This is a genomic window from Streptomyces sp. NPDC007991, assembly GCF_042958445.1.
In the GTDB taxonomy this organism is placed as follows: Bacteria; Actinomycetota; Actinomycetes; order Streptomycetales; family Streptomycetaceae; genus Streptomyces.
In genome coordinates, this window is record NZ_JBIBJD010000001.1 from 566,247 (window position 1) to 588,779 (window position 22,533).

The 22,533-nt window shown below is 70.9% G+C and carries 22 protein-coding genes; 5 read left to right on the forward strand and 17 right to left on the reverse strand.

Annotation, left to right across the window (positions count from 1 at the left end; translation table 11 throughout):
- Position 1 precedes the first annotated feature (1 nt).
- The 3 genes from ACFZDA_RS02390 to ACFZDA_RS02400 are packed head-to-tail and all read left to right on the forward strand — an operon-like array spanning position 2 to position 1,436.
- A complete protein-coding gene (locus ACFZDA_RS02390; protein ID WP_391073606.1) occupies positions 2-250 on the forward strand; it encodes a gas vesicle protein GvpG in 249 nt (82 codons plus the stop codon).
- Positions 247-609 (forward strand): gas vesicle protein GvpJ, encoded by a 363-nt coding sequence (locus tag ACFZDA_RS02395; RefSeq protein WP_391073609.1) that lies wholly within the window; start codon positions 247-249, stop codon positions 607-609. Before ACFZDA_RS02390 ends, ACFZDA_RS02395 begins: the two co-directional genes overlap by 4 nt.
- Positions 606-1,436, forward strand: a complete 831-nt coding sequence (locus ACFZDA_RS02400; protein ID WP_391073612.1) for a GvpL/GvpF family gas vesicle protein — start codon at positions 606-608, stop codon at positions 1,434-1,436. The genes ACFZDA_RS02395 and ACFZDA_RS02400 overlap by 4 nt, the downstream gene beginning before the upstream one ends.
- Here the strand turns inward: ACFZDA_RS02400 and ACFZDA_RS02405 are convergent.
- Together ACFZDA_RS02405 and ACFZDA_RS02410 are read right to left on the reverse strand one after the other, a co-directional pair.
- A complete protein-coding gene (locus tag ACFZDA_RS02405) occupies positions 1,394-2,245 on the reverse strand; it encodes a serine peptidase (protein WP_391073614.1) in 852 nt (283 codons plus the stop codon). The two genes, ACFZDA_RS02400 and ACFZDA_RS02405, sit on opposite strands and share 43 nt — an antisense overlap.
- The gene (locus tag ACFZDA_RS02410) at positions 2,242-5,916 is read right to left on the reverse strand and encodes a hypothetical protein (protein WP_391073617.1); all 3,675 of its coding nucleotides are present in this window, start codon (positions 5,914-5,916) and stop codon (positions 2,242-2,244) included. Before ACFZDA_RS02410 ends, ACFZDA_RS02405 begins: the two co-directional genes overlap by 4 nt.
- 33 nt (positions 5,917-5,949) lie before the next feature.
- On the opposite strand from ACFZDA_RS02410, the gene ACFZDA_RS02415 reads away from it, so the two are divergent.
- Entirely contained in the window at positions 5,950-6,207 is a 258-nt protein-coding gene (locus ACFZDA_RS02415) for a hypothetical protein (protein WP_391073620.1), read from the forward strand.
- Between the two features lie 129 nt (positions 6,208-6,336).
- Here ACFZDA_RS02415 and ACFZDA_RS02420 read toward each other — a convergent pair whose 3' ends face one another.
- The 15 genes from ACFZDA_RS02420 to ACFZDA_RS02490 all read right to left on the reverse strand — a co-directional run bounded on the left by ACFZDA_RS02420 (position 6,337) and on the right by ACFZDA_RS02490 (position 21,258).
- Positions 6,337-7,077, reverse strand: a complete 741-nt coding sequence (locus ACFZDA_RS02420) for a CbiX/SirB N-terminal domain-containing protein (protein ID WP_391073623.1) — start codon at positions 7,075-7,077, stop codon at positions 6,337-6,339.
- A 4-nt stretch (positions 7,078-7,081) separates the two neighbouring features.
- Positions 7,082-7,978, reverse strand: a complete 897-nt coding sequence (locus ACFZDA_RS02425; protein ID WP_391073625.1) for an ABC transporter permease subunit — start codon at positions 7,976-7,978, stop codon at positions 7,082-7,084.
- Complete coding sequence (locus ACFZDA_RS02430; protein WP_391073628.1) at positions 7,965-8,753, reverse strand: ATP-binding cassette domain-containing protein; 789 nt, start codon at positions 8,751-8,753, stop codon at positions 7,965-7,967. Before ACFZDA_RS02430 ends, ACFZDA_RS02425 begins: the two co-directional genes overlap by 14 nt.
- Before the next feature lie 35 nt (positions 8,754-8,788).
- Positions 8,789-9,892 carry an aliphatic sulfonate ABC transporter substrate-binding protein gene (locus ACFZDA_RS02435; protein ID WP_391073631.1) on the reverse strand — a complete coding sequence of 368 codons (1,104 nt, stop codon included), beginning with the start codon at positions 9,890-9,892 and terminating at the stop codon, positions 8,789-8,791.
- A gap of 221 nt (positions 9,893-10,113) precedes the next feature.
- Positions 10,114-11,448: a GTP-binding protein gene (locus ACFZDA_RS02440; protein ID WP_391073634.1), complete on the reverse strand. Its 1,335-nt coding sequence runs from the start codon at positions 11,446-11,448 to the stop codon at positions 10,114-10,116.
- A gap of 2 nt (positions 11,449-11,450) precedes the next feature.
- Positions 11,451-12,386: a sulfate adenylyltransferase subunit CysD gene (cysD, locus tag ACFZDA_RS02445; protein WP_306962220.1), complete on the reverse strand. Its 936-nt coding sequence runs from the start codon at positions 12,384-12,386 to the stop codon at positions 11,451-11,453.
- A complete protein-coding gene (cysC, locus tag ACFZDA_RS02450) occupies positions 12,383-12,919 on the reverse strand; it encodes an adenylyl-sulfate kinase (RefSeq protein ID WP_391073638.1) in 537 nt (178 codons plus the stop codon). The genes cysD and cysC overlap by 4 nt, the downstream gene beginning before the upstream one ends.
- A 65-nt stretch (positions 12,920-12,984) precedes the next feature.
- A complete protein-coding gene (locus tag ACFZDA_RS02455; RefSeq protein WP_391073641.1) occupies positions 12,985-13,695 on the reverse strand; it encodes a phosphoadenylyl-sulfate reductase in 711 nt (236 codons plus the stop codon).
- Positions 13,692-13,871 (reverse strand): hypothetical protein, encoded by a 180-nt coding sequence (locus ACFZDA_RS02460; RefSeq protein ID WP_391073644.1) that lies wholly within the window; start codon positions 13,869-13,871, stop codon positions 13,692-13,694. Before ACFZDA_RS02460 ends, ACFZDA_RS02455 begins: the two co-directional genes overlap by 4 nt.
- Positions 13,868-15,565, reverse strand: a complete 1,698-nt coding sequence (locus tag ACFZDA_RS02465; RefSeq protein ID WP_391073645.1) for a nitrite/sulfite reductase — start codon at positions 15,563-15,565, stop codon at positions 13,868-13,870. The genes ACFZDA_RS02460 and ACFZDA_RS02465 overlap by 4 nt, the downstream gene beginning before the upstream one ends.
- A 183-nt stretch (positions 15,566-15,748) precedes the next feature.
- Positions 15,749-15,832, reverse strand: a complete 84-nt coding sequence (locus ACFZDA_RS02470) for a putative leader peptide (protein ID WP_310887545.1) — start codon at positions 15,830-15,832, stop codon at positions 15,749-15,751.
- Between the two features lie 126 nt (positions 15,833-15,958).
- A complete protein-coding gene (locus ACFZDA_RS02475) occupies positions 15,959-16,531 on the reverse strand; it encodes a GNAT family N-acetyltransferase (RefSeq protein WP_391073648.1) in 573 nt (190 codons plus the stop codon).
- A 66-nt stretch (positions 16,532-16,597) separates the two neighbouring features.
- Positions 16,598-17,926, reverse strand: coding sequence for a hypothetical protein (locus ACFZDA_RS02480; RefSeq protein ID WP_391073651.1), 1,329 nt, complete (start codon positions 17,924-17,926; stop codon positions 16,598-16,600).
- 173 nt (positions 17,927-18,099) lie between these two features.
- Positions 18,100-19,377, reverse strand: a complete 1,278-nt coding sequence (locus tag ACFZDA_RS02485) for a GAF domain-containing protein (RefSeq protein ID WP_391073654.1) — start codon at positions 19,375-19,377, stop codon at positions 18,100-18,102.
- A gap of 246 nt (positions 19,378-19,623) precedes the next feature.
- Positions 19,624-21,258 carry an acyl-CoA dehydrogenase family protein gene (locus ACFZDA_RS02490; RefSeq protein ID WP_391073657.1) on the reverse strand — a complete coding sequence of 545 codons (1,635 nt, stop codon included), beginning with the start codon at positions 21,256-21,258 and terminating at the stop codon, positions 19,624-19,626.
- Between the two features lie 109 nt (positions 21,259-21,367).
- On the opposite strand from ACFZDA_RS02490, the gene ACFZDA_RS02495 reads away from it, so the two are divergent.
- Positions 21,368-22,516 carry a YhjD/YihY/BrkB family envelope integrity protein gene (locus tag ACFZDA_RS02495; RefSeq protein ID WP_391073660.1) on the forward strand — a complete coding sequence of 383 codons (1,149 nt, stop codon included), beginning with the start codon at positions 21,368-21,370 and terminating at the stop codon, positions 22,514-22,516.
- The last annotated feature ends 17 nt before the right edge of the window (positions 22,517-22,533 follow it).

Genomic DNA, 22,533 nt, shown 5'->3' on the forward strand with positions numbered 1-22,533 from the left:
CATGGGCCTGCTCACCGGCATCCTCACCCTCCCGCTCGCGCCGCTGCGCACCACCCTCTGGGCCGCCGAGCAGCTCCAGGCCGCCGCCGAGGCGCAGTACTACGATCCGGCCCCCGTCCGGCAGGCCCTCGTCGACCTGGAACGGGCCCTGCTGGAGGGACGCCTCGACGAGGACGAGTACGACCGCCGCGAGGACGAACTGCTGGACCGACTCGACGAGATCGACGCCCGGAGACGAGCCCGACCATGACCCATCCGGCCACAGGCGGACTGACCGGGCCGCCCCGCCTCCCCTCCCCCTACGGCCAAGGGCCCGGCGCCCAGAGCGCCAACCTCGCCGACATCCTCGAACGCGTCCTCGACAAGGGCGTGGTCATCGCCGGCGACATCCGGATCAACCTGCTCGACATCGAACTGCTCACCATCAAGCTGCGCCTGCTCGTCGCTTCCGTCGACAAGGCGAAGGAGATGGGCATCGACTGGTGGGAACACGATCCCTCCCTCTCCTCCCGCGCCGCTCGCCCCGAGCGGTCCCTGGCCGACGAGAACGCCCGGCTGCGCGCCGAGATCGCCGCCCTCAAAGCGGCCGACAGGAAGCCGGAGCCATGACCGACCCGACCGCCCCGACCGTCGTCTACGTCTACGCGGTCCTGCGCCGCACCCCCGAGGCCGCCGCCGCGGCGGCGGAGATGCGCGGCGTCGCCGGCGACCCGGTCCGCCTGGTGGAGCCCGCCGACCCCGCCTCCCGGCTGGCCTTCGCCGTCGGCCACGTCCCGGCCGCCGACTACGCCGAGACGCCCCTGAAGGCCCACCTCGACGACCTGGACTGGATGGAGTCCACGGTCCGCTCCCACCACGCCGTGGTCGCCGCGCTCGTCGCGAGCGGGGCCGCCGTCCTGCCCCTGCGCCTGGCCACCGTCTACCCCGACGAGGAGCGCGCCCGGCAGGCCCTCGACACCCGCCGCGCGTACTTCCTGTCCCTCCTGGACCGCCTGACGGGCCATGTCGAACTCGGCGTCAAGATCTACGCCACACCCGACATCACACCACCCGAGCCGGACCCCGACGCCGGGCGGGACCTGCCCGCCGGCCTCGGCGTCGGCCGCGCCTACCTGTCGATCCGCCGCCGCAGACAACGCAGAAACGAGGAAGCCTGGCGTACGGTCGCCCAAGCCGCCGTACACCTCACGCAGACCGCCCGCACGCTCGCCGTCGACCGCGTCTCGCACACCCCGCAACGTGGAAGCCTCGCCGGCCCGGCCCCCGGCACCAACGTCGGCAACGACGCCTACCTCGTCCCCGCCGACCGCGTCGACGCCTTCCGCACCGGCGTCCTGGCGGCCGCCGAGGGCGTCCCTGGCCTCCGCGTCGAGGTCACCGGCCCGTGGGCCCCCTATTCCTTCGCGCTCCGGCCGGAGCCCGAACCCGCCGCGTGACGGCCCGTCGGGGCCCCTGCCCTGATGGCCTCGGACACCGAGCGGTGCCGGAGATAGTCGAGCACGCTGTGCGGCCACGCGGGCGCGATGCTGATCTCCGGCAGCTCCTCGACCTCCGGGAACACCCGGGTCAGTTCCCCCTTGGGAATGGCCACGAAGTCCCCGACATCGGCGACGTTCACCCACCGCAGCACACCGTCGGGCTTGGACCCCACGCCGTCACGCGGAGCGGGATCGAGACGGTGGAAGACGGCATGGGGCAGCGCCAGCGGAGACCCGAGGGTGAGCAGCAGCCTCACCTCCAGCTCGTCCGCCAGCCCGTGCAGCGCCTCGTACGCGACGACACTGCCCAGCGAGTGGGCGACGACGACATCGGGCCGGTGCCGGAGCAGCGCTGCCGTCACACGCTCCCGCACGGCCGCCCGACCGGTGGCGAAGTAGCGGGCCACCTCCGGAAAGAACGCGCGGACCGTCTTCTCGACCACGGCGGGCCGCTGCCCGCTGCGCTGAGCGACCTGCCCGCAGATCCAGCGGAGCCAGCCCGTCGCCCGGCCCTGCACCCCGCTCGGATCGACACCCCAGGCCCGGGCCCACCCCTCGACCAGGACCGTCTCGACGTCGGCCAGCTCATCGCCCTGCCGCTCACTGCGCAGCAGGTCGGCGTAGTAGGCCGTCTCCAGGTCAAGCCCCGGGACGCTGCTGCCGAGCGCGGCGGTCCAGTCGGTGCGCAGGCGTTTGCTTCCGATGTCGGGGGTGGTGTCGGCGGCTTTGTAGTTGCGGACGCCGTGGATGCCGAGGACGCGGGTCATTCGGGGGACACCGCCGTTTCCGAACCGTTGATGGCGTAAACGGCGAGGGCGCCATCGATACCGACCAGCAGCTTGTCCAAGCCTGCGAAGCCGAACGTATTCGGTGGCCCCGGCAGAGGTATGCGCGTGGTGAGGCGCAATTCCTGAAGGTCCCAGACCTTGAGAGTCCACGCTTCCGAATGAGGCTCCAGTACAACGAGCGCGAAAAGCCTGCTGTCACGAGAGAACACGATGGCCGGGCTCGTCGAGATTGGATTGCCGCCGAGGGGGACCGCCACCGGTTCGGAGAACGGGATCGAGCCGGTGCGAACGACCTGTAGGAACTGCTTGCGGTAGGAGACCGTCACCAGCGCGTGGCTGTCCGGGGAGAAGTGCAAAACGACATCGTGTGCCTTCAACATGAAGGACCCCAACTCGGTTCCGGTCGTGGCATCACGGAGTGTTAGACGACGCTCGTTCTTGTCGATGGCTGCTACGAGGCCGCCGTCGGGTGAGCCCGTTGCATCGTCGGAGTCGAACCGCGTCAGTTGTGGAATGTGTTTCTCCTCGCCGAACCCTTTCCAGACTCGGAGATGGCCGTCGAAGTCGCCACTCACCAGAACCCTGTTGATGAGGGGATGGAACGCGACCCCCACGATGCGCGCATCGGCCTCGATGAGACAGCTCAGCTCATCCCCGGATACCGCATCGAGCACGCGCAGCGAACCCCAGCCGCCCGTCGCGAGCAGGGACCCGTCGGCCGAGAAGGCGAGATGGGAAGAGGGCTTGCTCATAGGGATGCGGCGCACTTCGTCGTACGCATCACAGGACCACAGCACGACGTAGTCGTCACACGCCGCGGCCAGAAGGCGTGCGTCGGCGGAGAACGCGATGGCGTTTGCCTCATCGGTGCTGAGCGGAAGAGGTTCCCACGTCTTCGTTTCCCATAGCGTCACTCCCCTGGGACCGCACATGGCGAGGAAGCGTCCGTCCGGGCTGAACTGCACGTCGGTGGGGTCATCGCTGTCCTTCGGCCGAGCCAGCTCGACGGGTTCGTCGTCGCCGACGTCCCAGACGGAGATCCCCAACTCGCTGCTGCCGACGGCGATGCGACGACTGTCGGGAGAGAAGGCCAGCGCCTTGACCGCACCGGTCTGGACGCTCCACGGCCTCCCAATGAGCACGCGGTTCTGCACGTCCCACAACTGGACGTTCCGGGACCAGGTCGCGGCGGCCAGCGCAAGCCGACGGCCGTCGGGTGAGAACGCGACATGGCTGGCCCACAATTCGAAACCGTTGCCGAGAGTGGTGCCGAAGAGGGGGGACACCTGTTGCCAGGTCTCGGTTTCCAGAACGTGGACGCCGCTGTAGGTGGCGACGGCCAACAGCTCACCGTCAGGGGAGAACGCCAGATCTCTCACCGATGTGGCTGCTGTCTCGATGAATTGTGAGCTGGAGTCCACATGGCCGCCCGCAGCCCACAGGAGCGAGTGGGCGGCATCCTCCGGCTGGAACGCCACCTCCTTGGCGATCAGAGCGAACCGCCTTCGGTGCTCGAGCAGGCCCAACCGGTCCGAGTCGAAGGCGAACACGGACGCACGGTCGGCGGCGCCGCGCAGCTTGCCGTGTGCGGGCCAGGACGCGCTGAGCAGCCGCAGGTACTCGTGCGCCCGCTCGGACCGGCACAGATCGATCGCACGGTGGTCCTGCCGCGGGTCGAACCTGATGAGGAAGTAGGGGTCGCTGAGCAGTTCCTCCGCGCACTGGGCGGAATCGGCCGCCATGACGTGTCCCAATGCGTGTTGGAGTACATAAGGCTCGGCCGCGTACCAGCGGTCCGGGGAGCCGCTGTCGGCCTTGCCCATGAAAGGGCCGACGATCTCGGCCAGCAACTTCCGCTCCAGCTCGAGACTGCCGGCCTCGTCCACCGGATCCCGGCTCACCGGGCGGTCGCGGAGGTAGTCCGCCAGCCCCTGCTGGAAGATGCGGTACAGCGTCTTGCTCTCACGGTCGACGCCGGTACGGAGGAACGGAGACGCTTCCCGGAGGGTCTCGTCGAGTTCCTTCTCCGTGATGTCGTCGGCGTTCAGCGCCCGCAGACAGCGCCGCAGCGTCACGCGCGGCATGCCGTCGCCCTTGGAGCGGGCGAGCACGGCGAGCACCGCTCGCAGCGCGGGGTGCTCCGCGGCACGCGCCTTGAGGACGGCCTCCAGCAGGTCCGGCAGGTTCGCCGACACACGGTTGGCGTACGCGTCCGCGGCGGCGGGGTCCCGCGGTGGGTTCTCCAGCGTCATCAGGTAGTGGGCGTACAGCCCGGCGAGCAGGAAGGGACCCCACTGGCTGTCCGGCCGCATGCCGCGGACGATGCGTTCCGCCCCCTGTTTCGCCAGTACGCCGACGAACTCCGAGGCGGGCCCGGTGGCGTAGCACTCGCTGGTCACCAGTAACCGCGCGATATACTGCCGTACGTCCTCCTCCACCGCGGCCGGGTCGGCGGTGTCCAGGTCGATGCGGTCGACGGCCACGCGCGTCATCCTGTCGATCGCGGACAGTCCGTTGATCACCTCGCGGCGGCCGCCGAGCAGGATGCGGCAGGGCGCCGGGCCGGCGGTGTCGCGCTGGTTCTTCGGCGCGATCAGGTCGGCGACCAGGTCCAGTACGGCCTGTGGATCGGTGCTCTCGTCCACCGCGTCGAGCACGAGGAGGCGATGTTTCTGCTCCCGGTCGAGTGCCTTGCGCAGCAGGTCGGCGGTCCACTCGGGGGTGTCGCGCTCGTCACCGTGGACGTCTTCGTCCTCGTCCACGGGCGGTGTCAGACCCGTCAGCCTCACGATGGTGTCGAGCAGTTGCTCGACCGAACGCTGCCGGGCGTGCACCGCGACCACGTCGGGAACCTCTGGGAGTTTGGGCTCCACATCCGCCCACAGTTCGTGGAAGTTCCCGCGCAGTTCCGGGTGCGCGGCACAGACGATGACACCCAGCAGTCCCGATTTCCCGGCCCCCGCCGCACCTGTCACCGTCATCAGCGGGCCGTCGCCTGCCTGCCATTCCATGTAGCGCTTCAACTCGGCGGCACGGCCAGAGAAGAAACCTTCCCTGCCGCCAGCGGAGACGAGGCCACGTCCGGAGGCTCGGTCGTGGAAGTAGACCGCGTCGGCGATCTCCTCGCCTGCGGCGATCCGGGCGCCCAGGTCCTTGCGAAGTTCCTCCTCGCCCGGCACATAGCCCAGGGAGCGTCGGCGCATCCGGAGTTGCTCGGCGGTGAGGCCGGCGGTCCTGGGGTTTGGCAGGAACGGCCAGTCCCCGTCCCCCTGTTCCAAACTGAAGCCGAGGGACATGCGCCAGGAGGGCACGTCCCGCCTGGCCACCTGGATCAGTTCCCGGACGAACGCGGTGAACTTGATCGCCTCGTCGTTCAGTGTGAAGTCGTAGCCGCGCACCCGGTTGAGCGCCGTGGCGATCCAGTGGCTGAACCGGCCCTGCTCCGTCGGCAGCGTGCTGGGAGACGCTCCCAGCGCCCACACCCCGCGGCTGCCGTTCAGTTCGGAGATCGGCTGCCGCCCCGTGGCCGCGCCAGCCGAGCAGGTGTCGACGAGGAAGACCACCCGTCGCCGGTTGCCGTCCCGCTCGACTTCCTGCTGGGCCTTCTCGATCCAGCGGTAGACGTCGACCTCACGGTCGTCCCGGGCCACGAAGGACAGGCGGCCGCTGCGGTCCGTACGACCGTGGCCGATCAGGTGGACGACGGTCACGCCGGCGGGTCCGGGCTCATCGACGAGCCAACGCCGCAGGAAACCGTCGATCTCTCCCTCCGTCTGATTCACGGAGCACTCGACCGTCGCCCCCAGCAGCTCGAAGGCCCGACGGGTTTCGTCCATCCGTTCGTGGATGAAACCCAGGTCCTCCTCACGGGCGCCGTCGTCGAAGCTCCCCACTCCGATCGACAGGACCAGGACGCCGTGGGCTCCGCCCACCCCGGCTGAACTCTCCAACGCCTCTCCCGCACACATCAGTTGGAGCAGCGCCGGAGACTGCGATCCGGCGTGACTGACTGACGCTACCCCGATCCCCGCAGGCGAGTAAGGCCCTCCGGCAAATCGGAGCCCGTGCGTTCAGGCGCTCACAGCCGCCAACGCCGGTACCCGAGCCGCCTCGTAGCGCTCCAGCACCACCCGCGCCACCTCCGGCGCCGGCCCCAGTACGTCAGCAAGGACGTCAGCCTCCACCGCGCCCCGCGCGATGCGGTCCGGCAGGAAGCCGGGGGCGAGGACATAGGGGGCGACCGCCACCCGGGCGCAGCCGAGGGCCCGCAGCTCCCGGACGGCGTCCTCGGTGCGGGGCAGAGATGCGGAGGCGAACGCAGGCCGCACGGCGCACCAACCGGTGTGCCGCCACTCCCGCGCGATTTCTGCGATCACTGCGATCGCCTCCGGGTCGGTGGACCCCGCCGAGGCCAGCACGACCCCGGTCGAGGACGTGTCGGCGGGGGACAGGCCCGCCTCGTACAGGCGCCGCTCCAGGGCGGACAGCAACAGCGGCGACGGGCCCAGGACCTCCGCCTGGCGGATCCGCAGCTGCGGGGGAGCGGCCGCCAGGACCGCCGGGATGTCCGCCTTCGCGTGGAACGCCCGGGTCAGCAGGAGCGGGAGGGCCACGACGTCACGGACGCCCTGGACCGCCAGGGACTCCAGCACCCCCTGCACCGAGGGCACGTTGAAGTCCAGGAAGCCTGTCTCCACGCGTACGTCGGGACGCAGGGAGCGGACCCGGCGCACCAGGGCGTGCACCGTCGCGGCGTGCCGCGGGTCGCGGCTGCCGTGCGCGATGACGAGGAGAACGGGCTTGTCGATCACGGGGTCACTTCACCAGCAGGCCGCGGCTGCGCAGCACCCACCGCTCCAGCGGGCTGAAGATCAGCAGGTCGATCGCGATACCGACGACGAGGATCAGGAGGATGGCTTCGAAGACCATGGCCATGTCGCTGGCGTTGCGGCCGTTCTCCAGGAGTTGTCCGAGGCCGACGCCGAGGTCGGGGAAGGAGGCGATGATCTCGGCGGCCATCAGGGAGCGCCAGGAGAAGGCCCAGCCCTGCTTCAGGCCCGCCACGTAGCCGGGCAGCGCGGCCGGGAGGACGATGTGCCAGGTGCCCTTCAGACCGGTCGCGCCGAGCGTGCGGCCCGCGCGCAGGAACAGCGGGGGCACCTGGTCGACGCCCGAGACGAGGCCGTTGGCGATCGACGGGACCGCGCCGAGCAGGATCACCGCGTACATCATCGAGTTGTTCAGGCCCAGCCAGATCACGGCCGGCGGGACCCAGGCGACGGAGGGCAGGGACTGCAGGCCGGACAGGATCGGGCCGATGGCCGCGCGGATGAACTTCACGCGGGCCACCAGCAGCCCCAGCGGGGTGCCGATGACCAGGGCGAAGCAGAAGCCGAGCAGACCGCGCGAGACGCTGGTCCAGATGTAGCCGAGCAGTTCACCCTGGAGCCACGCCTGGTGGACGACGTCCCACACCGCCGAGGGCGCGGGCAGCTTGGTCGGGTCGTCGACGACCTTGAACGAGACCAGGGCCTGCCAGACCGCCAGCACCAGCGCGACGGCGAGGACGGGCGGCAGGATCTTCTCGGTGAGGGTCTGCCGGAACGGTGTGCGGCTGGTCTGCCGTGTCTCCAGCGCGTCGAGGCCCGCCTCCAGCCCGGCGAGGTCGTTGCCGTCCTTGTCGACGGTCGTCGTCGAGTCAGTGCTGGCCATGACGGCGGATCTCCCTACGCAGTTCTTCGGTGATCTCGACGGACAGCTCCGCCACGGCGGTGTCCTCGATGCGGCGCGGCTGCGGGATGTCCACCGTCCACTCGCGGGCGATCCGTCCCGGACGGGAGGACAGCAGCACCACACGCTGGGCGAGCCGGACCGCCTCGCGCACGTTGTGCGTGACGAACAGGACGGACACCTGCGTCTCGCGCCAGATCCGGGTCAGCTCGTGGTGCAGCACGTCCCGTGTGATCGCGTCCAGCGCCGCGAACGGCTCGTCCATCAGCAGGAGCTTGCTCTCCTGGGCCAGCGCCCGGGCCAGCGCGACCCGCTGGCGCATACCGCCCGACAGCTCGTGCACCCGCTTGCCGTACGCGCCCTTGAGCCGGACGAGTTCGAGCAGCCGCTCCGCCCGCTCGCGGCGCTCCGCCTTCGGCACCCCGCTGAGCTTCAGGGCCAGTTCGATGTTCTTGCCCGCGGTCAGCCACGGGAACAGGGCGTGTTCCTGGAACATCAGGGCCGGGCGCCCGTCCGTGGTGATCTCGCCGGCGGAGGGCCGGTCCAGGCCCGCCACCAGGTTGAGCAGCGTGGATTTGCCGCAGCCCGAGGCCCCCAGGAGGGTGACGAACTCGCCGGGCGCGACATCGAGGGTGATGTCGTCCAGCACGAGCTGCTGCCCGGCGGGGCCCGCGAACGACTTCGAGACGTGCTCGATCCGGGCGGCGTGGGTGGCCGCCTCCGTGCCGTCGGCGGCCTTGGCGAGGGTCGTGGCCATGGTCGTCACCTCCTGGGACTCTTCGGGAACCGGGCTTACTTCGCGCCGAGACCGGCGTCGTCGACCGTGGGCTCGCCCTCGGCCTTGAGGACCTTGTTCAGCGGCGCGAGGTCGTAGATGCCCTTCAGGTCGGGCTTCTGCAGCAGCCCGGCCTTCACGGCGTGCTCGGCCTCGGTGTTGAGGGTGGAGGCCAGCGGGTCGTCGGTGAACCGGATCGACTTCCACGCCGGGTCCAGCACGTCGGCCGGCAGCGCCTTGCCGGAGTCCGTGGCCAGCTGCTCGTTCGCGGCCGCCTTCGCCGCGTCCGGGTTGGCGTTGATCCACTTGTTGGTCTCGACGGAGCCCCTCAGCACGGCCTCGACGACCTTGGGGTGCTCCTTCAGGAACTGCTCGCGCACGATGATGTTCGTGATCACGAACTTCTTGTCCGGCCACAGCGACGCCTCGTCGAGGAGGACCTTGCCGCCCTCGGCGACCAGCTTCGACGCCGTCGGCTCCGGCACCCACGCACCGTCCACCGAGCCGGACTTGTAGGCGTCCGGGGTGACCTTGTTGTCACTGCGCACGACCGTGACGTCGCCCTTGCCGCTCTGCGGGTCGATCTTCCAGCCCTGGTCGGCGGCCCAGTTGAGGAACGCCACGTCCTGGGTGTTGCCGAGCTGCGGGGTCGCGATCCGCTTGCCCTCGACGTCCTTCAGGGACTTGATCTTGTCCGGGTTGACCACGAGCTTCACGCCGCCGGACGCCGAACCACCGATGATCCGCAGGTTCTTGCCCTGGGACTTGACGTAGCCGTTGATGGCCGGGGAGGGGCCGATCCAGCCGATGTCGATGGAGCCGGAGTTGAGGGCCTCGATCTCGGAGGGCCCCGCGTTGAAGAGCGCGGGCTCGGCCCTGGTGGCGCCGAGCGCCTTCTGGAAGAAGCCCTTCCGCATGCCCACCAGCGCGGTGCCGTGGGTGAGGTTGCCGAAGTAGCCGATCTTGACGGAGTCGAGACCGTCGATCTTCTTCGCCCCGGCGGCGACCTTGGCGGTGCCGTCGTCCTTCGCCTGGGAGCCGTAGCCGCAGGCTGCCAGGGTGAGCAGCGGCAGTGCGGCCAGCACCGCGAAGGATCGGCGCAGAGCGGATGATGCAGGCACGGGAGGGATTCCTCTCGGAGGCCCGGCGGTCACGTCTGTCAGGTCGTGGCCGGGAGGTCGGCGGGTTTTCGTCTACGGCGGTGGGGGGTGAGGGCGCGCGAGCGGTGCGCGTACGTCAGCGCACACATCGCGTGACTCCGCCCTGCCCGCTGCCGAGAGCACCGCTGCCGACGCGGCCGCCCTCCTTCGCGAACATCGAGTAGAAGTCGGAGGAGTTCATGTCAGAAGTCCCACCCGTCGTCCTCGGACTCGTCCTTGACCGGATCGGGGGCGGCGAAGGACTCGCCGACCATGCCCGCGGTCAGCGTCGTGCCGTCGTTGGGGTCGATCAGGATGAACGAGCCGGTGCGCCGCGAGTCGGCGTAGGAGTCGACCGGCAGCGGCTCGGCGGTACGGATCTTCACCCGGCCGATGTCGTTGGCGACGAGCTGTCCCGGGTGCGGGTGCAGGGACAGGTCGGCCAGCGTGAGGCGGGAGGGGATGTCCTTGACGATCGCCTTGACCGTGCGGGTGCCGTGCTTGAGCAGTACCCGGTGGCCGAGGGTCAGGGGTGCGTCGGCGACGTGGCAGACGGTGGCCTCGATGTCCTGCGTGGTCGCGGGCGCGTCCTTGGTCGGCACGATCAGGTCGCCGCGCGAGATGTCGATGTCGTCCTCCAGCAGGAGGGTCACCGACTGCGTCGTCCAGGCCACCTCGACCGGCTCACCCAGCAGATCGATACCCGTGATCTTCGAGGTGCGGCCCGACGGCAGCACCGTCACCTCCTCCCCGACGTGGAAGGAACCGGCCGCGATCTGCCCGGCGTAGCCGCGGTAGTCGGGGTGGTCCGGGCTCTGCGGCCGGATCACGTACTGCACCGGCAGCCGGGCGTGGCAGTGGCTCAGGTCGTGGGCGACCGGGACCGTCTCCAGGTGCTCCAGCACCGTCGGCCCGCCGTACCAGTCCATGTTCGCCGAGGGGTCCACGACGTTGTCGCCGACGAGGGCGGAGATCGGGATCGCGGTGACCTCCGGAACGCCCAGCTCGGTCGCGTACGCCGTGAACTCCTCGGCGATCGCGGCGAACACCGTCTCGTCGTAGCCGACCAGGTCCATCTTGTTGACGGCGAGGACCGCGTGCGGCACCCGCAGCAGCGCGGCGATCGCGGCATGCCGGCGGGTCTGCTCCACCACGCCGTTGCGGGCGTCGACCAGGATCACCGTCAGCTCGGCGGTGGAGGCACCGGTGACCATGTTGCGGGTGTACTGCACATGGCCCGGGGTGTCGGCCAGGATGAACCGGCGCCGGGGCGTGGCGAAGTAGCGGTAGGCCACATCGATGGTGATGCCCTGCTCCCGCTCGGCCCGCAGACCGTCGGTCAGCAGCGCCAGGTCCGGCGCCTCCTGCCCCCGGCTGGCGGAAACGCGCTCGACGGCCTCCAGCTGGTCGGTCAGGACGGACTTGGAGTCGTGCAGGAGCCGCCCGACGAGGGTGGACTTGCCGTCGTCGACGGAACCGGCGGTGGCGAACCGCAGCAGGGTGGTCGCCGAGAGCTCCTCGGTCGTGATGGTGCTCATCTCTAGAAGTACCCCTCGCGCTTGCGGTCTTCCATCGCCGCTTCGGACATCTTGTCGTCGGCGCGGGTGGCGCCCCGCTCGGTCAGCCGGGACGCGGCGATCTCCACGATCACCTTCTCGATCGTGTCGGCGTCGGAGTCGACGGCGCCGGTGCAGGACATGTCACCGACCGTGCGGTAGCGCACCAGGCGCTTCTCCACCGTCTCGCCGTCCTTCGGACCGCCCCACTCACCGGCCGTCAGCCACATGCCGCTGCGCCGGAACACCTCACGCTCGTGCGCGTAGTAGATCTCCGGCAGCTCGATGCCCTCTCGGGCGATGTACTGCCACACGTCCAGCTCGGTCCAGTTCGACAGCGGGAACACGCGGACGTGCTCGCCCGGGGCGTGCCGGCCGTTGTAGAGGTTCCACAGCTCCGGGCGCTGCCGGCGCGGGTCCCACTGGGAGAACTCGTCCCGCAGGGAGAACACCCGCTCCTTGGCCCGGGCCTTCTCCTCGTCGCGGCGGCCGCCGCCGAAGACCGCGTCGAACTTCTCCTGCTGGATCTTCTCCGTCAGCGGCAGCGTCTGCAGCGGGTTGCGGGTGCCGTCCGGGCGCTCCTTGAGCACACCCCGGTCGATGTAGTCCTGCACCGAGGCGACATGCAGCCGCAGCCCGTGCCGGGCCACCGTGCGGTCCCGGTAGTCGAGGACCTCGGGGAAGTTGTGACCGGTGTCCACATGCAGCAGCGAGAACGGCACCGACGCCGGGCGGAAGGCCTTCAGCGCCAGATGCAGCATGACGATCGAGTCCTTGCCGCCGGAGAAGAGAATCACCGGCCGCTCGAACTCACCCGCCACCTCACGGAAGATGTGCACCGCCTCCGACTCGAGAGCGTCGAGGTGGGAGAGCGCGTACGGGCTGTCGGTCTCCTCGGAAACCGTGGCGGCGGTCGTCATGCCAGTCCCCTTTCGCTCAGCAGGGCGTACACGGACGCCGCGGACTCCTGCACGGTCTGGTGCTGCGACTCGATGCGCAGATCGGGCGACTCGGGTGCCTCGTACGGGTCGTCGACCCCGGTGAGCCCCTTGAGCTCGCCGGCGGCCTGCTGGGCGTACAGGCCCTTCACGTCCCGCTCGCTGCACACCTCCACCGGAGTCGCCACGTGGATCTCCACGTACCCGGTGCCGTTCGTCTGGTGCCGCTTGCGCACCGCCTCGCGGCTGTCCTGGTACGGCGCGATGACGGGGACGAGGGCGAGCACGCCGTTGCGGGCGAGCAGTTCGGCGACGAAGCCGATGCGCTGCACGTTGGTGTGCCGGTCCTCGCGGCTGAAGCCGAGGCCCGCCGAGATGAACTCGCGGATCTCGTCGCCGTCGAGCACCTCGACGCGGTGGCCCTCGGCGCGGAGCCGGCCGGCCAGCTCGTAGGCGATGGTGGTCTTGCCGGCACTCGGCAGACCCGTGAGCCAGACGGTGGCTCCGGTCGTCACGTCGGTCTCCTGAATCGTCTGAGTCTGAGTGTGAGTCGTCTGAGGCGTCTGAGCCTGAGGCGCGGTCATCCGTGCAGCCCGCACTCGGTCTTGCTGCGGCCCGCCCAGCGGCCGGCGCGCGCGTCCTCGCCCTCCAGGACCCTGCGGGTGCAGGGGGCGCAGCCGACGGAGGCGTAGCCGTCCATCAGCAGCGGGTTCGTCAGGACGCCGTGCTCGGTGACGTACGCGTCCACGTCGTCCTGGGTCCAGCGGGCGATCGGGGAGATCTTGACCTTCCGGCGCTTGTCGTCCCAGCCGACGACCGGGGTGTTCGCCCGGGTCGGGGACTCGTCGCGGCGCAGACCGGTCGCCCAGGCCTGGTAGTTCTTCAGGCCCCGCTCCAGAGGCTCCACCTTGCGCATGGCGCAGCACAGGTCGGGATTGCGGTCGTGCAGCTTCGGGCCGAACTCCGCGTCCTGCTCGGCGACCGTCTGGCGGGGCGTGAGCGTGATGACGTTGACGTCCATCACGGCGTCGACCGCGTCACGGGTGCCGATGGTCTCCTCGAAGTGGTAGCCGGTGTCGAGGAAGACGACGTCGACGCCGGGCATCGCCCGGGAGGCGAGGTGGGCGACGACCGCGTCCTCCATCGAGGAGGTCACGCAGAAGCGCTTGCCGAACGTCTCGGCCGCCCACTGGAGGATCTCCAGCGCGGAGGCGTCCTCCAGGTCGCGGCCCGCCTGCTCGGCGAGCGCCTTCAGTTCCTCTTCCGTGCGCTCTTCCTGAACCGTGGTCATATCTGTGCCCCTCCGGTGTCGGATCGCTTCAGCCCCTGGGCGAGGAGCCCGAGGAACTTCAGCTGGAATGCTCGGCTGCACGCCACGCATTCCCACGCGCCGTGTCCGGCCTCGCTCGGACGCAGGTCCTCGTCGCCGCAGTAGGGGCAGTAGAAGGGGGCCGCTCGTTCGCTCACGACAGGGCCTCCTCGTCGGCCCGGGCCGCCCAGGCGGCGAACCGCTCGCCGTCCTCGCGCTCCGCCTGGAAGCGCTTGAGGACACGCTCGATGTAGTCGGGCAGTTCGTCGGAGGTGACCTTCAGGCCGCGCACCTTGCGGCCGAAGCCCGCCTCCAGGCCGAGCGCGCCGCCCAGGTGCACCTGGTAGCCCTCGACCTGCTCGCCCTGGTCGTCGACGACGAGCTGGCCCTTGAGACCGATGTCCGCCACCTGGATACGGGCGCAGGCGTTGGGGCAGCCGTTGAGGTTGATGGTGATCGGCTCGTCGAACTCCGGCAGGCGGCGCTCCAGCTCGTCGATGAGCTGCGAGCCGCGCTGCTTGGTCTCGACGATGGCGAGCTTGCAGAACTCGATGCCGGTGCAGGCCATGGTGCCGCGCCGGAACGTGGACGGCCGGGCGGTCAGGTCGAGCGCCTCCAGGCCCTCCACGAGCGACTCGACCTTGTCCTCCTCGACATCGAGGACGATCATCTTCTGCTCGACGGTGGTGCGCACCCGGCCGGAGCCGTGGGCCTCCGCGAGGTCGGCGATCTTCGTGAGCGTCGCGCCGTCGACGCGTCCCACGCGCGGGGCGAAGCCGACGTAGAAGCGGCCGTCCTTCTGGCGGTGCACGCCGATGTGGTCGCGCCACTGCTGGACCGGCTGCTCGGGAGCGGGGCCGTCGACCAGCTTGCGCCGCAGGTACTCGTCCTCCAGGACCTGGCGGAACTTCTCCGCGCCCCAGTCGGCGACGAGGAACTTCAGCCGGGCGCGGTTGCGCAGCCGGCGGTAGCCGTAGTCACGGAAGATCGAGATGACGCCCTCGTAGACGTCCGGGACCTCGTCGCTCGGCACCCAGGCGCCCAGCCGCACGCCCAGCTTGGGGTTGGTGGACAGGCCGCCGCCGACCCACAGGTCGAAGCCCGGGCCGTGCTCGGGGTGCACCACGCCGACGAACGCGACGTCGTTGATCTCGTGCACCACGTCCAGCAGCGGCGAGCCCGAGATCGCGGTCTTGAACTTCCGCGGGAGGTTCGAGTACGCCTTGTTGTTCAGGACGCGGCGCTTCATCTCCTCCAGCGCGGGCGTGGCGTCGATGATCTCGTCCGCCGCGATACCGGCGACGGGCGAGCCGATCATCACGCGCGGGGTGTCGCCGCAGGCGGTGACCGTGGACAGGCCGACGCCCTCCAGCCGGTTCCAGATCTCGGGCACGTCCTCGATCCGGATCCAGTGGTACTGCACGTTCTGCCGGTCGGTGATGTCGGCCGTGCCGCGCGCGAACTCCTGCGAGATCTCGCCGATGACCCTCAGCTGCCGGGTGGTCAGCGCCCCGCCGTCGATGCGGACGCGCAGCATGAAGTACTCGTCGTCCAGCTCCTCCGGCTCCAGGACCGCCGTCTTGCCGCCGTCGATCCCGGGACGGCGCTGGGTGTACAGGCCCCACCAGCGCATCCGGCCGCGCAGGTCGTTCGGGTCGATCGAGTCGAAGCCCCGCTTGGAGTAGATCGTCTCAATGCGTGTCCGCACATTGAGACCGTCGTCGTCCTTCTTGAACTGCTCGTTGCCGTTGAGCGGGGTGTGGTGCCCCGCGGCCCACTGACCCTCACCGCGGTGACGGCTCACCTTGCGGCGGGGAGTCGCGGCGGCAGGGTTCTGCGGGGTGGCGGCCATGGTTGATACGTCCTTCGGGACAGCAGTGGGCGGGGGTCGGCGCGTAGCGCCGTCGTTGAGGGGTGGCGGTCGGGTGACGGGCGGGAGGCTCTGACCTGCGCGTGCGGGCGCGCATGGGGAGAGGGCGCGTCATTGCGCGGGAATACGACGAAAAGGGGGGTGTCGGGCGGTGCGTGAGTGCTCTCAGCGCGCCGGACAGATGGCGCTGGACATGCGGCCGAGGTCGACGTGACGTCGACTCACCAAGGCAATCCCAGTTCCAGGCATGACGGAAGCGTGTCACGGCGATCTGGACACAGTCCAGCTTCGTCCAAGATTCGGACACTCAAGTCTCGACATGCAAGACGAGCGTGTCCTTGGTCACATGGGGCCGTCCCCGGGTGTCCGGCCAGGTCAGACGGGGAACGCCCCAGGCCACGGTCCCGGAGCGGTGACGTCCGGTTCCTCCTCGACCTTGGTGTCGAACAGCTTGAAGCCGCGGCGCCGGTAGTTGTCCATCGCGTGCTCGCCGTCCTTGCTGCAGGTGTGCAGCCAGACCCGCTTCGTCGGCGTCAGTCCCGCCCAGCGGTCCGCGAGGTCCCAGGCGCGGGCCGTGCCGTACGACAGCAGGTGCCCGCCGATGCGCCGACCGCGGAAGGCGGGGAGCAGGCCGAAGTAGACGATCTCCACGACCGCGTCGTCCTGTGCCTCCAGCTCCACATACCCCGCAGGCGTGCCCCGCTCGTACGCCACCCACGTCTCCACGCCGGGCCGCTCAAGGTGCTCCAGCCACCGCGCGTACGACCAGCTCAGCCGGTCCGTCCAGCGGATGTCGCCGCCGACCGAGGCGTACAGGTACCGGCTGAACTCGGGCGAGGGCACCTCGGAGCGGACGACCCGGACGTCCCCGTCCGGCGCGGCGGCCGGCAGCAGGTCGGTCGGGGCGGTCTGCTCCAGGGACCAGGTGGTCACGGCGATGGAGGTCATGCGGGCCAGAAAATCATCTGACCTACTGGTCTGTCGATCGTGGCCCGCTGGTCCGCCGGCCGTGACCTACCGGTCGGCCGACCGGTCCAGCGCCCTGTCCACCGACGCCAGCGGCAGCGCGAACAGCATCCGCCCCGACTGGGACCAGAGCTCGCCGGTCTCCTCCCAGTAGGACAGGGAACCCGACCGGCCGCTCCAGCAGTGGCGCGTCTCGTCCGTCGAGCACTGGGCCGCCCGGGCGCCCTTCGTGTCCTGGCGCCACAGCGTGCCGTGCCCGCCGGGTGTGCCCGCCGCGCGGTCGAGGTACCAGCCCGAGCGGTACGACAGCACGCCGCGCACGTCGGCCGCCTTCGTCTCGTACGCCTCGACCGGGGCCGCGCGCCCTGAGGGGCCCGTGGCGAGCAGACCGGATCGGGCCGGGTCCCGGCTCAGCGGGTAGCGCCACAGCCGGGTGTGCCGGTCGCCGTCCGCGGGCACCCACTCGCTCGCCACCAGAGTGTCGGGGGAGGTGCTGCGGTCGAGGGAGAGCGCGGCCGGGCGCGGCACGTCGTCCCCGCCGGGCAGGGCGTACGAGGCGACCGCGGGCAGCACGTACCGGGAGCCGTACGCCGACCAGCCGCCCCGCACCCGGCCGACCGCCTCGGAGTCGACCGTGGCGCGCTGGATGCGGTCCATGTCGTACACGTACAGCGCGTCCCGGTCGCCCTCGCGGGTCGTCACCAGCAGCTTGTCCTGGTACCAGACCATGCCGGACAGCGGGGAGGCCAGCCCCCGGTAGTCCCGCCCGCCGTCCACGGGGACGGCCAGCAGCGCCCAGGTGTAGCGGAGTCGGCCGGGGTCGTCGGCGTCGACGAAGGCGACCTTCGCCAGGCCCCGCTCGGGGGCCGGGCCGTCCAGGGAGCCGCCCTCGGCGGCGCCGCGGGTCCAGCCGGAGAGGATCACGCGGTCGCGGCCCCAGTGGCCGTCGTCGTCCGCGTCGCCCGAGGTGGTGACCGCGCCGGGCCGCCAGCCCCGGGTGTCGGCGCCGCCGAAGCAGTACGCGCGCGTGGCCGCCGGCTCGACCGGCAGGGCGTGCTTCTCGGCGGCCGGGCAGCCGTCCGCGTTCCGCAGCGTGTGGTCGGCGCTGTCCAGCACCGTGCGGGCGCCGACGGGCCGGCCCATCTTCGAGGTGAGCCGGTCGATCCACCGCCCGGGCATCCGGTGCTCGGCCAGCGGCAGCCGTCCGGGCTCGGCGGACACGCTGATGGGTTTCAGGGCCCCGGGCGAGCCGGTGACCGTGGCCTGTGAGGCGCTGATCAGGGTGGCGGCGGCGGTGAGCGCGAGAGCCGTCCCGGCCAGGGTGCCACGCAGTACCCTGCCCCGCCTGCGCCGCCGGTGTCTGCCGCGATGCTTCATAACGTCCTCCCGAGGCGGGCCAACTGCGCCTTGTGGTCCGTACGTTGACAGAGGAACAGGTGGGGTGGCCCGTAGAGGATGCTACGGCAGGTGGGCGGGCCGGGGGGCGAAGACCTTGCAAATATGCGCAAGATGCACCCTCTGGGGCGGCCGGACGGCACGTTCCGTGAACCTCAGCGGGCCGGTGCGGATCCGCGCAGCCTGACCACCGCCGGTGCCGTCGAGTGGGGCAGCAGGGCCTTCGGGTCGTCCGGAAGGAGCACCTCGACCTCGGTGTCCTCGGCGAAACGGTACGGCCGGTGTTCCAGAAACGCGCCGAGGTAGCGCCGTACCCGCGACATCTCGGCGCGAACCGTCACCGTGCGGGCCGGATCGCCGAACACGTCGCCGGCCAGGTCCGAGGCGCTGCGGCCGGCACGGTGGACGGCGAGGAGGTAAAGCAACTCGGCGTGCCGGGGACTCAGTTCGCGAGTCCACGAGCCCGCGCCGCCGGTGACCGCCACCGTCCAGCCGCGGGCCTGTCTGAGGTCCAGCACGATGCCGGCCGCCCCCCGAGGCTCCGGTTCGCCGGCGGCCGCCCGCAGCAGCCAGCCCCCGGCCAGCGGCTCCACCGAGCACAGCCCGAGCCCCGGCACCCACCTCGGGCCCGCCGCCAGGGACTTGGGCAGGGACACCCGCCGTGTGTACGGCATCCCGCTGACCGCGGCGGTCCAGCCGTCCCGGTCGACGACCAGGGCGCGCCCGTCGAGCCGGGCCAGCACCGGCGCCGCCACCGCGCGCAGCCGCTCCAGCGACTCCAGATGCCTCTCCCGCAGCCGGGCCTCGGCGAGTTTGGCCACCGAGTCGACCCAGGCGAGCGTGGCCGGATGCATCGTCTCCAGCGGACCGCTCACGTCCACCACGCCGAGCAGCCGGCCGTCCCGCGGATCCGTCAGCGGAGCGCCGGCACAGGTCCACACGGCCTGGGAGCGCACGAAGTGCTCGGAGGCGAAGACCTGCACGGGCCGGCGCACCACCGCCGGGGTGCCCAGACCGTTCGTGCCGACGACGTCCTCACGCCAGTCCGCGCCGAGTTCGAAGCCCAGCCCGTCGGCCTTGCGCAGCACCGGCGCGCTGCCCTCGCGCCACAGCACCCGGCCCTCCTCGTCGGCGACCACCATGATGTGGTGGGCGACGTCCGCGAACCCCAGCAGCCCTTCCCGCAGCACGGGCAGCACATGGCGCAGCGCCGACCTCTCGCGCCGCCGCTGCACCTCCTCCCGGGACAGCAGATCCGCCCGGAAGTCGTGGTCCGGATCCACACCGCTGCGCAGCATCCGCTCCCAGGACTGCTCGATCACCCGGCGCGGCGGCACGGGCGCGGGCTTCCCGGACAGCCGGGCGGAACGGACCTCGCTGAGCACCCGGGCCGCACGCATGGTGTCCCCGGCGGCGAGCTGCGTGACGTCCATAGGCGTGGGCCCCCCGGAGTCGCTTTCTGACTGTCCGTCTCATAGTGCCGTCTGCCCCACGGGGGCGCGCACAGTCCGCACACAGTCAGCAGCAAGTTGCAACCCCTTGCAACCCTGGTGGACAGCCCGGCCGTGTCCGAAACTTGAGCGGCGCCGTCCCGAGCGGCGTTCAGTGGCTCGAACGGGCCAGTGCGGCGGGGGTGGTGCCGTGTCGGCGCAGCACCACCCCCGCTTTTGCCGCCCGGATCAGCTCACCGGCCGGGCCCGCTCCACCACCGACGCCAGATCGAGCGTGTGCGGGAGCGTCCCGAACGCCGCGCCCCCGTCGCCGCCCAGCCGTGCCGCGCAGAACGCGTCGGCGACCTGCGGTGGCGCGAAACGCACCAGCAGCGACCCCTGCAGCACCAGCGCCAGCCGCTCCGCCAGCCGCCGCGCCCGCCCCTCCACGCCGTCCAGATCGGCGAGTTCGGTCAGCAGGTTCTTGATGGCCCCGTCGAGCCGGTGATCGGCGCCGCGCGCCTGCCCGACCTCCCGCAGATACGCGTCGAGCGCCCCCGGCTCCCGCTGCAACGCCCGCAGCACGTCGAGGGCCTGGACGTTGCCCGCGCCCTCCCAGACCGAGTTGAGCGGCGACTCGCGCACCAGCCGGGGCAGCCCCGACTCCTCGACGTAGCCGTTGCCGCCCAGGCACTCGGCCGCCTCCACCGCCACCGGCGGGCACCGCTTGGTCACCCAGTACTTGGCCGCCGGCACCGCGATCCGCAGCAGCGCCCGCTCCTGCTCGCCGCCGTCGTCGTAGGCCGCGGCGAGCCGCAGCGCCAGCGTCGTCGCCGCCTCCGACTCCAGCGCGAGATCGGCGAGGACGTTGCGCATCAGCGGCTTGTCGGCGAGCTTCCCGCCGAACGCCTCCCGGTAGGTGCAGTGGTGCACCGCCTGCGCCACGGCCTGCCGCATCAGCCCGGCCGAGCCCAGCACACAGTCGAGCCGGGTCGCCGCCACCATCTCGATGATGGTGCGCACCCCGCGCCCCTCCTCGCCGACCCGGCGCGCCCACGTCCCGTCGAACTCGACCTCGGCCGAGGCGTTCGACCGGTTGCCGAGCTTGTCCTTGAGCCGCTGGATCAGGAACACGTTGCGGGTGCCGTCGGCCAGCACCCGCGGCACCAGGAAGCAGGTGAGCCCGCCGGGAGCCTGCGCGAGCACCAGGAAACCGTCGGACATCGGCGCCGAGCAGAACCACTTGTGCCCGGTCAGTTCGTACGTCCCGTCCTCGGCGAGCGGCCGCGCGGACGTCGTGTTCGCCCGGACGTCGCTGCCGCCCTGTTTCTCCGTCATGCCCATCCCGAACAGCGCCCCGGCCTTGAGGCGGGCGGGCCTGAGCCCACGGTCGTAGACCATGGACGTCAGCCGCGGCTCCCACTCGGCGGCCAGGTCCGGGTCGGTGCGCAGGGCGGGCACCGCCGCGTGCGTCATCGACAGCGGGCAGCCGTTGCCGGCCTCGACCTGCGTCCACACCAGGAAGGCGGCGGCCCGCCGCAGATGCCCGGCCGGCCGGTCCCAGGCCGCGGTCAGACCGGCCGAGACGCCCTTGCCGAGCAGCCGGTGCCAGGACGGATGGAACTCGACCTCGTCGATCCGGTGGCCGTACCGGTCGTGGGTGCGCAGCCGTGGCGGGTTCTCGTTGGCCTGCGCCCCCCATTCCTGCACCTGGGCCGAGCCGGAGGTCCGCCCGAGCGCCGAGAGCTCGCCGAGCACCTCCTCGCGCAGGCCCGGATCCAGATGCCGTCCGACCGCCGCCGCGAGGGCCCGGTCGGCCGAGAAGACGTCGTACCCGACCAACGGCGGGACCTGGTTGTTCACGGAGTGGGTGCTGCCAGCCATGCTGCGAACGTACCCCGGGGCGGCACCTCGGTCACCCACGGGCGCCGGCCGGGCGGCGGAGCCCCACCTGTGGGTGAGTACGGTCAGGCACGACGGATACCGTTAGGGGGTGCAGCCAGCAAGTGAAACCCCCGACACACCTTCCGGGCGCCTCCACCGGGCGCGTGCCCTCTACCGGAACGTCTCCAAGCGCAGGACCGCCTGGCTGTTGCTCAAGGACACCGTCAACTCCTGCATCGAGTACCGCATCCTGGGCCTGGCGGCTGAAGCCGCGTTCTTCACGCTGCTGTCGGTGCCGCCGCTGCTGCTGAGCATGATCGGACTGCTCGGGTACGTCGACGCCTGGACCGGTGCCGACACGATCAAGAGTCTCGAGGCCAACCTTCTGGAGGCGGCCCGCACGGTGCTGTCCGACCGGGGCGTGCGGCAGATCGCCGAGCCGATCCTGCACGACGTGATAAAGGGCGGCCGGCCCGACGTCATCTCCATCGGCTTCCTGTTCGCCCTGTGGTCCGGCTCCCGCGCCGTGAACGTCTTCATAGACACCATCACCGTCATGTACGGCCTCGACGGCGTCCGGGGCATCGTGAAGACCCGCCTGATGGCCTTCGCGCTGTTCGTCGTCGCCCTGCTGATCGGCTCGATCGCGCTGCCCCTGATGGTGGCCGGGCCGGACGCGGTGGTACGGATCGTGCCCTGGTCGACGACCGTGGTGCAGATCCTCTACTGGCCGGTCGTCATCCTCCTGTCCATTGCCTTCCTGACCACGCTCTACCACGTGTCCGTACCCGTCCGCTCCCCGTGGATCGAGGACGTGCCCGGCGCGCTCGTCGCCCTCGGCATGTGGGTCCTCGGCAGCTTCCTGCTGCGGATCTACCTGACCAGCACGGTCGAGGGCCCGACGATCTACGGCTCCCTGGCCGCGCCCGTCGCCGTGCTGCTGTGGATCGGTGTGTCCGCGTTCGCCGTGCTCGTCGGGGCCGCGGTCAACGCCGCCATCGACCGGGTCTGGCCGGCCGCCGCGACGGCCGCGGCCCGCGAGGCCAACGAACGCCTGCGCCAGGCGCAGGTCGCCGAGTACGTCGCCCGCGCCGCGGGCGAGTCCGACCCCGACATGCCCTCCGAGTTCCCGGAACGCTGGTCCCGCTTCCTCCCCCCGGAAGACGTCACGGCCCGCCTGCGCACCCACGTCAAGAGCACCCACCCGAAGGCCCCCGGCCACTCCGACGGCGAGCCACCACCGCCCGCCGACAAGTAACGGGCCCGCGGGGGAGC